This window comes from Lentibacter sp. XHP0401, assembly GCF_025751535.1.
Classification (GTDB): Bacteria; Pseudomonadota; Alphaproteobacteria; order Rhodobacterales; family Rhodobacteraceae; genus Lentibacter.
Genome location: NZ_JAOWLC010000002.1, coordinates 388,038 through 399,785 on the forward strand (window position 1 = coordinate 388,038; position 11,748 = coordinate 399,785).

General features: G+C 58.8%; 11 protein-coding genes. 5 read left to right on the forward strand and 6 right to left on the reverse strand.

All coding sequences use genetic code 11. From position 1 onward, the window contains the following. Positions 1–96: 96 nt before the first annotated feature. The 3 genes from sufB to OE750_RS04785 form a co-directional block, all read right to left on the reverse strand. Complete coding sequence (gene sufB / locus OE750_RS04775; protein WP_412176197.1) at positions 97–1,611, reverse strand: Fe-S cluster assembly protein SufB; 1,515 nt, start codon at positions 1,609–1,611, stop codon at positions 97–99. Between the two features lie 29 nt (positions 1,612–1,640). Continuing rightward, a complete protein-coding gene (locus tag OE750_RS04780; RefSeq protein ID WP_263761978.1) occupies positions 1,641–2,684 on the reverse strand; it encodes a cysteine desulfurase family protein in 1,044 nt (347 codons plus the stop codon). A gap of 139 nt (positions 2,685–2,823) precedes the next feature. Next, a complete protein-coding gene (locus OE750_RS04785) occupies positions 2,824–3,285 on the reverse strand; it encodes an Rrf2 family transcriptional regulator (RefSeq protein ID WP_263761979.1) in 462 nt (153 codons plus the stop codon). A 170-nt stretch (positions 3,286–3,455) separates the two neighbouring features. Between OE750_RS04785 and OE750_RS04790 the strand changes: the two genes are divergently transcribed. Genes OE750_RS04790 through OE750_RS04800 form a run of 3 tightly spaced genes read left to right on the forward strand, consistent with a single transcriptional unit; the run spans position 3,456 to position 4,929 of the window. After that, positions 3,456–4,109, forward strand: a complete 654-nt coding sequence (locus tag OE750_RS04790) for an alpha/beta hydrolase (RefSeq protein WP_263761982.1) — start codon at positions 3,456–3,458, stop codon at positions 4,107–4,109. Beyond that, positions 4,109–4,345 carry a hypothetical protein gene (locus tag OE750_RS04795; RefSeq protein WP_263761984.1) on the forward strand — a complete coding sequence of 79 codons (237 nt, stop codon included), beginning with the start codon at positions 4,109–4,111 and terminating at the stop codon, positions 4,343–4,345. Before OE750_RS04790 ends, OE750_RS04795 begins: the two co-directional genes overlap by 1 nt. After that, positions 4,342–4,929 carry an HD domain-containing protein gene (locus OE750_RS04800; protein ID WP_263761986.1) on the forward strand — a complete coding sequence of 196 codons (588 nt, stop codon included), beginning with the start codon at positions 4,342–4,344 and terminating at the stop codon, positions 4,927–4,929. Before OE750_RS04795 ends, OE750_RS04800 begins: the two co-directional genes overlap by 4 nt. Before the next feature lie 115 nt (positions 4,930–5,044). Here the strand turns inward: OE750_RS04800 and OE750_RS04805 are convergent, their stop codons facing one another. From OE750_RS04805 to OE750_RS04815, 3 genes are read right to left on the reverse strand one after another with little or no spacing between them, the layout of a single operon-like run. Continuing rightward, positions 5,045–5,632 carry a GNAT family N-acetyltransferase gene (locus OE750_RS04805; protein ID WP_263761988.1) on the reverse strand — a complete coding sequence of 196 codons (588 nt, stop codon included), beginning with the start codon at positions 5,630–5,632 and terminating at the stop codon, positions 5,045–5,047. Beyond that, the gene (gene mfd, locus OE750_RS04810; RefSeq protein ID WP_263761990.1) at positions 5,625–9,092 is read right to left on the reverse strand and encodes a transcription-repair coupling factor; all 3,468 of its coding nucleotides are present in this window, start codon (positions 9,090–9,092) and stop codon (positions 5,625–5,627) included. Before mfd ends, OE750_RS04805 begins: the two co-directional genes overlap by 8 nt. Before the next feature lie 3 nt (positions 9,093–9,095). Further along, positions 9,096–9,620, reverse strand: coding sequence for a component of SufBCD complex (locus OE750_RS04815; RefSeq protein WP_263761992.1), 525 nt, complete (start codon positions 9,618–9,620; stop codon positions 9,096–9,098). Between the two features lie 115 nt (positions 9,621–9,735). Between OE750_RS04815 and hemB the strand changes: the two genes are divergently transcribed. Both hemB and OE750_RS04825 read left to right on the forward strand, forming a co-directional pair. Then, positions 9,736–10,731: a porphobilinogen synthase gene (gene hemB, locus OE750_RS04820; protein ID WP_263761994.1), complete on the forward strand. Its 996-nt coding sequence runs from the start codon at positions 9,736–9,738 to the stop codon at positions 10,729–10,731. 119 nt (positions 10,732–10,850) lie between these two features. After that, on the forward strand, positions 10,851–11,411 hold the full coding sequence (locus tag OE750_RS04825) for a YSC84-related protein (protein ID WP_263761996.1): 561 nt from the start codon (positions 10,851–10,853) through the stop codon (positions 11,409–11,411). Positions 11,412–11,748: the final 337 nt, after the last annotated feature.

Consider the following 11,748-nt stretch of genomic DNA (forward strand, 5'->3'; position numbering starts at 1 on the left):
GTAGCGAGCCAGTCAGGCACAAATGTGGCGAAACCTGCGCAAATTTACGCAAGCCTCCCCCCCGCTTGAGACCTGATATGAGCGCCGGAGAACTCATTACCCGACAGAGCCTTCCAGCGAGATCGCGACAAGCTGTTGCGCTTCCATGGCAAATTCCATCGGCAGCGCTTGCAGCACTTCCTTGGCAAAACCGTTGACGATGAGTGCCACGGCCTCTTCCTCGCCAATCCCGCGCTGACGGCAGTAGAACATTTGCTCGTCATCCACCTTCGATGTCGTCGCCTCATGCTCCACACGCGAGGAATTGTTCTTCACCTCGATGTAAGGCACGGTATGCGCACCGCATTTATCGCCAATCAGCAAGCTGTCACACTGCGTATAGTTGCGCGAGTTCTTCGCTTTGGGGTGCATGCTCACAAGCCCGCGATAGGTGTTCTGCGCCACACCTGCTGAAATACCTTTCGAAACAATCCGCGACTTGGTGTTCTTGCCAAGGTGGATCATCTTCGTGCCGGTATCGGCCTGCTGGTGGTTGTTGGTAATCGCAATCGAGTAAAACTCACCCTGAGAGTCATCGCCGCGCAAAATGCAGGACGGATACTTCCACGTCACAGCCGAACCTGTCTCAACTTGCGTCCACATCACCTTGGCACGGTCGCCGCGGCAATCTGCGCGCTTGGTCACAAAGTTATAGATCCCGCCCTTGCCGTTCTCGTCACCGGGATACCAGTTCTGCACGGTGGAGTATTTCACCTCGGCATCTTCCTCGATGACAATCTCGACAACAGCCGCATGAAGCTGCGCCACATCGCGCTGCGGTGCGGTGCAGCCCTCAAGATAGCTCACATAGCTGCCCTTGTCGGCAATGATCAGCGTGCGCTCGAACTGGCCTGTGTTTTCGGCATTGATCCGGAAATAGGTGGAAAGCTCCATGGGGCAGCGCACGCCGGGCGGCACATATACAAACGAACCATCCGAGAAAACCGCGCTGTTGAGCGTCGCATAAAAGTTGTCTGATACAGGCACAACCGAGCCAAGATACTTCTTCACAAGCTCAGGATGCTCACGGATCGCCTCCGAGATCGAGCAAAAGATAACGCCCGCGGCCTTCAACTCGTTCTGGAATGTCGTGCCCACGGAAACGCTGTCAAACACCGCATCCACAGCCACTTTGCGGCCCTCGGCAGGCGCGTCTTCCGCACCTTCGACACCGGCCAGAATCATCTGTTCCTTCAGCGGAATACCAAGCTTCTCGTAAGTGGCCAAAAGCTTGGGGTCGACCTCGTCCAAAGACTTGGGCTTCACTTCCATGCTTTTGGGGCGGGCATAGTAATACTGGTCCTGAAAGTTGATCTCGGGGTAATCCACCATCGCCCAGTCAGGCTCTTTGAGAGTCTTCCAGCGCGCGAATGCTTCAAGTCGCCAGTCGGTCATCCACTGCGGCTCCTCGTTTTTCTCCGAGATGAGGCGCACAATATCTTCATTCAGACCAAGCGGCGCATATTCCATCTCGATCTCGGTTTCCCAACCGTATTTATACTTTTCTCCAAGCGAACGAACGGCCTCAACCGTTTCTTCCTCGACACCGTCTTTTACAATCACTTCATTCATCGCTTGCTTCCTTTTCCGTCCTGTTCGCATTACGCCGCGCGCGCGGCCTGTTTTCTCGCCTGCGCCGCCCAAGTTTCGGCAAAACGCAAAATATCGTCCCGTGTCGTCTCAAGCCCGAGGCTCACACGGATCCCGCAGCCCGCTTCGGTCTCGGAATACCCCATAGCGCGCAGCACAGGGCTCGTCTTCACCTTACCGCTGGAACACGCGGAACCAGCCGAAATAGCAAATCCCGCAAGGTCCATCTGCATCACTTGCGTCTCGCCTTTCCAGCCTTCGCTGATCAGGCAAGAGGTGTTCGGCAAACGCATCACACCTTTTCCGACTAAAATAGGTGGTTTCCCTTCCGCCGCAAGGGCCTCCTCCAGCAAATCGCGCAATTCCTCCACCGCTTGCCAGCGCCCGTCACTCACGTCTCGCGCCGCCGCCTCCGCGGCCGCGGCAAAGCCGGCAATCCCGATCAGGTTTTCGGTTCCCGCACGGCGGCCCATCTCCTGCCCGCCGCCCTTCAAAACGGGGTCCAGATCAATCCCGCGCCGCATCACAAGCGCACCAACGCCCTTGGGCCCGCCCAGCTTATGCCCCGAAACAATCGCCATAAGCGGCCCCGAGCGCAGGAAATCGAGAGCAACCTTGCCGAAACCCTGGGTGAAATCACTCATCCACAGCCCTTCAGGCAACTCCTGCATCACACCCGTCTCCGAGTTGGCAAGCTGCACCGTGGCAAACCCGGCCTCAGGCACACTCACGCGGCCATCGGTATCCGCCGCAAGCGACGTGTCACACCAGGCCGCCACAGCATCATGCTCAACCCCGCTGCAAGCAATACCCCGCCCGGCCAGCGCCATCGCGGCCGCCTCGGTGGCCGACCCGGTAAAAACAATCTCCGCGCCGGACGCGCCCAAAGCATCAGCCAGACGCGCGCGGCAGTTTTCCAGAAACGCCTTCGCCCGCCGCCCCTCGGCATGCACAGAAGAAGGGTTGCCGACAATATCCATCGCCTCGGCCAAAGCCGCCCGCGCCTCGGGCCGCAAAGGCGTCGTCGCATTATGGTCAAGATAGACCCGCCTCACAGCAAAGCCTCCGCTCTTTTTCTTGCCAAAAATATCCCGGGGAGAGCACGAGAGGGGCTGGCCCCTCTCGTCACCGCGGCGCGCGCAGCGCGGCGCAAAACCTGTCGCGCTGAAAGCGCGGCTTTATGCCGGAAAAAACTCAATCTTCATCCACCACAGCAAAAAGCGAAGGCACCGCAGGACAAGGCGAAAGCTCGTTCTTGATCACATCCGAAAGTCGCGCCGTATGCAGATACACATAAACATGCGCCGACAAGCCCTCCCACAAACGGTTCGTCACCGATTGCGCGCGGCTGCCCGAGGCGGCCCCGCTGGCACCGGCCCCTTTTTTCAAGGCGTCCACAGTCTCGTCCACCGCCGCCAAAACATCGACAACACGGATATCGACAGGCAGGCGCGCCAGCTTATATCCGCCTCCCGGTCCTCGCACCGAAGCGACAAGCTCCGCGCGTCGCAACTTTACGAAAAGCTGCTCCAGATATGGCAGCGAAATATCCTGCCGCTTCGAAATATCACCAAGCGTCACCAAAGCGCCCTCGCCCTGAAGGGCTATATCGGCCAGAGCGACCATGGCATATCTGCCTTTTGTGCTGAGCTTCATCGCCCACCCTTTCACTCATAAGAAAACAGGCACTTGTTGACCTTGCCCCCGTCACAGACTATTTCGCTATGAACGTTAGGCAATATGCCTGAATTTAGAATTGTTCTAATATGCTCGACGGATTTAGTCAAGAAAGCCCGCGCGCATTTTCAAGGAAGAGAAGTCACTATATGCCCGAGGTAATCTTTCCTGGCCCAGAGGGCCGTCTTGAAGGCCGCTATCACCCCCAACCGGAACGTGATGCCCCCATCGCGATCGTGCTTCATCCCCACCCGCAATTCGGCGGCACGATGAACAACAAGGTGGTCTACAACCTGCACTACGCCTTCTACAACATGGGCTTCACCGTTCTGCGGTTCAATTTCCGCGGCGTTGGCCGCTCGCAGGGCGAATATGATCAAGGCGTCGGTGAATTGTCCGATGCGGCCTCGGCCCTCGATTATTTGCAGTCGATGAACAACAACTCCAAACACTGCTGGGTTGCAGGCTTCAGCTTCGGAGCGTGGATCGGCATGCAGCTTCTGATGCGCCGCCCCGAGATCACCGGCTTCATCTCGGTCAGCCCGCCCGCCAATATGTATGACTTTTCGTTCCTGGCGCCCTGCCCGTCTTCGGGCCTTGTGATCAACGGCACAGCCGACCGTGTCGCGCCACCTGCCGACACCCGCACACTGGTGAGCAAACTGCATGAGCAAAAAGGCATCACCGTAACCCACGATGAGGTTGAAGGCGCCGGCCATTTCTTTGAGAACGATCACATGGATACAATGGTCAATACGGTGCAAACCTACGTCAAACGCCGCCTCACGGAGAACTCCCGCTGATGTCAACGATGCAGGAAACCGCCTCGAAATTGGCGGATGACACCATCAAAATCATGGAAAAATCAGGCGATGACCGGTTGCACTTCGAGGTTGCCGATCTCTTGGGGAAATCTTCGCAAACCCTCGAAGAGGCCTACCTGACCGAAGTGCGCGTGCGCATGGCCGGCAAAGCAGCCCGCGCCTTCCTGCTCAAAAAGGCCCAAAAATTGCTGGACGAGCAGAACCCGCAGGAATGAACAAGCGCCTCAATGCACAAATGGCCTTCCTCATGGAGGCCGACAAACTCAAGCAAATCATTCGCGGAACCACTCTTGCGAGCGGCGCGCGCTATGAGAATTCGGGGGAACACAGCTGGCACATCGCACTCTACGCGCTGGTTTTGGGGGAAGATGCCCCCGATAATGTGAACATCGACCGCGTGATCCGCATGCTCCTGCTGCATGACCTCGTCGAGATCGACGCAGGCGATGCGCCGATTTTTGGCAACCATGACGCCACTGAAATGGCCGAGAAGGAAACCGCCGCCGCCGACCGTATCTTCGGCCTGCTGCCGCCCGACCAAGCCACGAGCTTTCGCGCCCTCTGGGACGAGTTCGAAGCTGCCGAAACCCCCGACGCGCGCTTTGCAAAATCACTCGACCGCTTCCAGCCGCCGAACCAGAACCTCGCTTCAGGCGGCGGATCATGGATCGAATATAATACGCAATTTGATCAGTTCGAAGCCCGCGTCGGCAACAAAATCAAACGCGGCGCGCCCTGGCTTTGGGACTGGTTACAGCCCAAAGCAGCCGCCTGGTTTGAAACACGCGGAAAGCGATAGAGGCTTCGAATTGCACTTCGTGCAATCCGATCTGTCGGGGGACCAGTCCCCCCGTTTCATAAGCCATAGGGCTTATGAAACCTCCCACTAGGATATTTGGAGCAATAAGAAAGGGCTAGAGCCGCGGGATTTGCGGGGCGCTGCTTTCAGGTAAATGACCTGTCTCGCGCGGATCCGGCGAGACTTCGACGCAGCGTTTGTAGGGGATGAAACCCGAGCGGACATAAAACGGCAGCGCCTTGGGGTGATCGAGTGTGCAGGTGTGCACGAAGAGGCGCTTGATATCCTCGGCCCATGCCAGCGTCAGCGCCCTGTTCATCAGCCAGCGCCCCGCGCCGCCTCCGACCTGATCTGCTGTCAGGCCAAAAAATGCCAGTTCACATTCATCTCCCGCGCGAAAATCCAGCTCCAGCATCCCTGCCTCGGACCCGCCGTTTTGCACAACATAAAGATGAACACGTGGATCAACCAGCACCGCGCGCAACACCTCATCCGTCAGCTCAAGACGGCTTGACCAGAGATAATCGCCCCCCACCTTTGCAAACAGATCGCGATAGCGCGCAAGATCAGGCCTGGTGATCCGCGCAAGCGAAAGCGCCGTCTCGGCCTCCGCACGCAATTCGGGGCGCGCAAACATCTCCAGATAGGTCACAACCGAGGCGGTGTGCCCCGCAGGAACCTCATGATACCCGTCTTCAAGCATGTTTCGCCGCCTTTCTCGCCTTCTTCTCGTCCGCTACCTTCTGCGCCAGATCCCGCGCAATCGCAAAGGCACCTTTGATCTTGTCGCCGTCAGTCTTCCAGTCGCGGCGCACCACGATCTTGTTGTCTTTGACCTTGGCCAGCCCCTTCTGGTCACGGATGAACTCGACGAGTCCTGCAGGGGATGCGAATTTGTCGTTGTGGAACTGCACCGTCGCGCCCTTGGGCCCGCCATCGAGCTTGGCAATCCCCGCCTTTTTGCACATCGCCTTGATGCGCACGACAAGCAGCAGCGTGTTCACTTCCCGCGGCAGGCTTCCGAAGCGGTCAATCAGTTCGGCGGCGAAGCCTTCCAGCTCGACTTTACCTTCCAGATTGCTGAGGCGGCGATACAATCCCAGACGCACGTCAAGGTCAGGCACATAATTTTCGGGTATCAGAACAGGCACACCAAGCCCGATCTGGGGCGACCAGTCGCCCTCTTCAAGGATGCCCTCTGCCTCACCCGCGCGGATCTTGGCAATCGCCTCTTCCAGCATCTGCTGGTAAAGCTCGTAGCCCACATCGCGCATCTGGCCGGACTGCTCCTCGCCCAGCAGGTTGCCCGCGCCGCGAATGTCGAGATCCTGCGAGGCCAGCGTAAAGCCCGCGCCGAGCGTATCAAGCGAGCCAAGCACGCGCAGCCGCTTCTCTGCTGTCGCCGTCAAAGGCTTGCGCGGTTTGGTCGTCAGATAGGCATAGGCCCGCGTTTTGGAGCGGCCGACGCGCCCGCGTATCTGGTAAAGCTGTGCCAAGCCAAACATATCGGCGCGGTGAATAACCATCGTGTTCGCGGTTGGAATATCGAGGCCGCTTTCCACAATTGTCGTCGCCAGCAGCACGTCATATTTACCGTCGTAAAAGGCGTTCATTCGGTCATCGAGCTCGCCCGCCGCCATCTGCCCGTGTGCCACGATATAAGACACCTCAGGCACATGTGCCTTCAGGAAATCCTCGATCTCGGGCAAATCGGTGATGCGCGGCACCACATAAAAACTCTGGCCGCCGCGATAATGCTCGCGCAGCAAGGCCTCGCGGATCGTCACCCCGTCAAACTCGCTCACATAGGTTCTGATGGCGAGCCGGTCGACAGGCGGCGTGCCGATGATGCTCAGGTCACGCACCCCCGACAGGCTCAGCTGAAGCGTGCGCGGAATAGGTGTCGCCGTCAGCGTCAGCACATGCACATCCGAGCGCAACTGCTTGAGGCGCTCCTTGTGAGACACACCGAAATGCTGCTCTTCATCAATGATAAGCAGTCCCAAATCCTTGAAACGTATGTCTTTTGCCAAAAGCGCGTGGGTTCCGATCACGATATCGACCGTGCCGTTCTTCATGCCTTCGCGCGTCAGCTTGGCGTCCTTGGCACTCACAAACCGTGAAAGCGTGCGCACTTGCAAAGGAAAGCCGCGAAAGCGCTCGGCAAAGCTTTTGTGGTGTTGGCGCGCCAGCAAGGTTGTCGGTGCAATCACCGCCACCTGTGCACCTTGCATCGCCGCAATAAAGGCGGCGCGCATCGCCACTTCGGTTTTGCCGAAACCCACATCTCCACAGATCAGGCGGTCCATCGGCTGGCCGGAGCCAAGGTCCGTCAGCACATCCTCGATCGCGGAGAGCTGGTCATCGGTTTCCTGATAGGGAAAGCGCGTGGCAAACTCCTCCCAGGCGTGCGGCATCGGCTCCATAACAGGTGCACGGCGCAGCGCGCGCTCGGCCGCCACACGGATAAGCTTGTCTGCCATCTCGCGAATACGCGCCTTGAGCTTGGCCTTCTTCGCCTGCCATGCACCGCCGCCGAGGCGGTCAAGCAACCCTTCCTCGTGGCCATAGCGGCTGAGCAGTTCTATGTTTTCAACCGGCAGGTAAAGCGTTGTCTTTTCTGCATATTCCAGCTTGAGGCATTCATGTGCCGCGCCCAGAGCGGTGACAACTTCAAGCCCGTGATAGCGGCCAATTCCGTGATCGACATGAACGATCAGATCTCCCGGCGAGAGGCTCTGCGCTTCGGTCAGGAAGTTATCGGCCCTACGCTTTGTGCGGGGGGCGCGGATAAGCCTGTCGCCCAGAATGTCCTGTTCGGCAATCACCGTCAGATCAGGCGCTTCGAAGCCCTGTTCCAGCGGCCAGACAGCAAGGTGAAGCCCGCGCTTGCCGATGCGCGCGGCATCCTTCACCGTGACGGCACCGCCAAGCCCCTCGTCTTCGAGCAGCCCTTCGATACGCTCGCGCGCGCCTTCGGAATAGCTTGCCAGAAGCACCGGCTTCTCGCTCATTTTCGCTTCAATATGGTCTTTCAGAACACTGAAAAGATTCACATTTTCCATCTGACGTTCAGGCGAAAAGTTGCGCCCGAGGCGCCCGCCCGCGTCAATTACGTTGGCCCCTGTGGGCTGCGGAAGCGCCACCAGTTGCAACGCACGGAACGCGCCTGTGGCCTTGATCCAAGCCGCCTCGTTCACGTAAAGCTGCTCCGCTGGCACGGGCTTGTATACCGTGTCCATCTTGGAGCGCGCTGCAAGTGCGAGCTTGCGGGTCTCGTATTGGTCCTCGATGCTGATCCACCGCGCCTCGCGTTTGGCGGTCAGCCCCTCGTCAAAGCTAAGCGTGGCCTCCGGCACATAGTCAAAAATCGTCTCTAACCGCTCGTGAAAGAACGGTAGCCAATGCTCCATCCCCGCGTGCTTGCGCCCTGCCGAAACCGCCTCATAAAGCGGATCATCCGTGCCCGCCGCACCAAATTCGATACGGTAATTCTGGCGAAACCGCAGGATAGCCGCCTCATCGAGCAAGACTTCGGAAACAGGCGCAAGCTCGACACTGTTCATCGTCTCGGTGGTGCGCTGTGTGGACGGATCAAAGCGGCGCACGCCATCCAGCACATCCCCGAAGAAATCAAGCCGCACAGGCCCGCCATCACCGGGAGGGAAGATATCGATAATCCCGCCGCGAATGGCATAATCACCGGGCTCCGTCACTGTCGGGCTTTGGGAGAACCCCATACGCACCAGGAAGTTACGCAAGGCTTCTTCATTCACCCGCTCGCCGACCGCGGCCTTGAACGCCGCCTCGCGCAGCACCTCACGCGCGGGGATATACTGCATCGCCGCACTCAGCGTGGTGAGCAGCACAAAAGGCTTGGGCATCTCATGCACAAGGCTCGCCAAAGTGGCCATCCGCGCGGCGGAAATATCAGGGTTGGGCGACACGCGATCAAATGGCAGACAGTCCCAGCCCGGGAAAGCAAACACCGGCATCTGCGGCGCAAAAAACCGCAGCGTGGCGCGCATAGCCTCCAGCCGCTTGTCATCCCGCGCAATGTGCAGAACCGCACCGGCCGTCTCCGCCTCGGCCAGCAAAAGCTTGCCGTCAAAGCCCTCAGGCGCACCGCTGACGGTGATATGGCGGGGGGCGGTCTTGATCATAGCCTAGCCAAACACGCCATAGGTGAGGTTCTGATACATGCCCCAAAGCGCCGTCACAAAAATCGAGATCATCCCGATCACCTGTGTGATCATCCGTTGCCGCCCGAGCAGCTTGTAAAGCCGCGCGCCGCTGGCATCTTCCTCGCGGATCAGCCGCGCAGTCGATATCGACGCCGCCCCGACAAGCGACATTGGAAACGCCAGCAAAAACACCGCCTGAGCAAACTCGAATCGGTAAACAAAGCCCAGAAGCACCAGCATGGTAAGGAAAAAACACGCAAACCCCGAAAGCCACAGGCCCGATACATTGGCAATGTTGAGCAAGCGGTTGGTGTTGATCCGCACAATATCATGCAAGTCGGTGTCGTATTGGTCGGTTTCGCGCTGTGCACGCAGCACCATATCCCAAGGCACACCAAGCACCCAATGCGATGCTGTCGACCACATCACAGCCAGCGCAATCCAGAACCAAAGGTTGCTAAACGAGCGCATGTCAATTAGCTCGAATACGGTCGAATACCAGTCCAAGGCCCGCGCCCCTTACATTGTTTCGCCTCTCATAGCGCGCAGTTCAGGCAATTCCAACCTTGAGGTGGCGCAATTTACGTGACAGTTTCGCGCAACACTGTTTCCGGAGACAAACATGCGCGCGATTCAAGCCCCTTTCCCCGCCACACGACTGCGCCGCACCCGCCAAAGCGAAGGCATTCGCGCGCTGGTTGCCGAGAATACCCTCACCCCGAATGATCTGATCTGGCCTGTTTTCGTGCGCGAAGGCGAAGGCGTTGAAGAGCCCGTCGCCTCGATGCCCGGGGTCACCCGCCGCTCGGTTGACAAAGTGGTCGAAGCCGCCCGCGAGGCTTACGCCCTCGGCATCCCCGCGATCTGCCTCTTTCCCTATACCGATGCCGCCAAGCGCACCGCCGATTGCGCCGAGGCCTGGAACCCAGACAACCTGAGCAACCGCGCCACCCGCGCGATCAAATCTGCCGTGCCGGACATCGCCGTCATGACCGATGTCGCGCTTGATCCCTACTCCGATACAGGCCATGACGGCTTCGTCGTGGACGGCAAGATCATCAATGACGAAACTGTAGATGCCCTCATCAAGCAAGGCCTCTCACAGGCCGAAGCAGGGGTTGATATCATCGGCCCGAGCGACATGATGGATGGCCGCATCGGCGCGCTCCGTGCCGCGCTCGAAACCGCTGGCCATAAAGATGTGATGCTGCTCTCTTACGCCGCCAAATACGCCTCCGCCTTTTACGGCCCCTTCCGCGATGCGGTCGGTGCGTCCGATGCCCTCAAGGGTGACAAGAAAACCTACCAGATGAACCCCGCCAACTCCGATGAAGCCCTGCGATGTGTCGAGCGTGACCTGCGGGAAGGCGCTGATATGGTCATGGTCAAACCGGGCATGCCCTACCTCGACATCTGCCGCCGCGTCAAAGACGCCTTCGGCGCGCCCACATATGCCTATCAGGTCTCGGGCGAATACGCGATGATCATGGCCGCCGCGCAAAACGGCTGGATTGACGGTGACAAGGCCATGCTGGAAAGCCTCATGTGCTTCAAGCGCGCAGGATGTGACGGAATTCTCACCTATTTTGCCCCCCAAGTGGCCCGCGCGCTCGCTTAAAACAGGCAGAATCACGCCAAACAGGCCAGTTTAGGGTGACAGACCCGCCCAAAGCGCGTATCGTCACAGGTAAGCTGGACATAACCAGCACCACATTCAGGCAATACGGCAGTAACATCATGAACAATATTTCTCGCAGAACTTTTGCGCTTGGAGCCCTTGCAGGCGCAGGCGTTCTTTCAGGGTGCGGCAACGGTGTCGGCTCCAACGGCGCCGCAGCCATCGACGCACGCGTCGACCAGACACTCAACTTCCTTTACAGCAAATACCCCGGAACACGCGGCCTCGCCGACAAATCGCTCGGTATGCTGGTCATGCCCCTCATCACCGAGGCAGGCTTCGGCTTTGGTGGCGGCTACGGGCGCGGCGCCCTCAGGGTCAACGACGTGACCGTTGATTACTACTCCGCCACCAAAGGCAGCTTCGGCCTCCAGATCGGCGCGCAGCAATACGCCCATGTGCTTTTCTTCATGACAGAAAACGCACTGATGAATTACCGCCGTTCAAGTGGCTGGGCCGCAGGGGCCGACGTCGAGTATGTCTTCCGCGATCAGGGCGAGAACATCCGCGCCGAAACAACCACCTCGACAGCCCCCGTGCTGGCGGTGATCTTCGGACAAGCAGGCCTTCATGTCGGCGCAACTCTGGAAGGCGTGAAATACACACGCATCATTCCATAAGGAACGTGGGCCGCGGGCGTTCTCCCTCCCGCAAGTGCCCTTAAGTCTCCCTCCCCAGATCATCGGGGAGGGCTTTTTTTGGCGCGGCCCGTTTCATGCCTCGCTCGCTCTCATGCCCCCAAAAGCTCTATCCATCTGCAACCGGCCCTTCACGCTCTGTGCAGCGAAAGGCGGCTTTGAGCCCAAATTGACCGATGCTGCGACGTGTACCAACGTCCGGTCAGCAGAAGGCTCCAAAACGGGTCACGCAACGTCGGCCCAATGTATGTACCGGCTGCTGTTCGCAAATGATTTCTGGCATGTTCTCGGAAGTCGCTCATATGTATTCGGCCTGTTG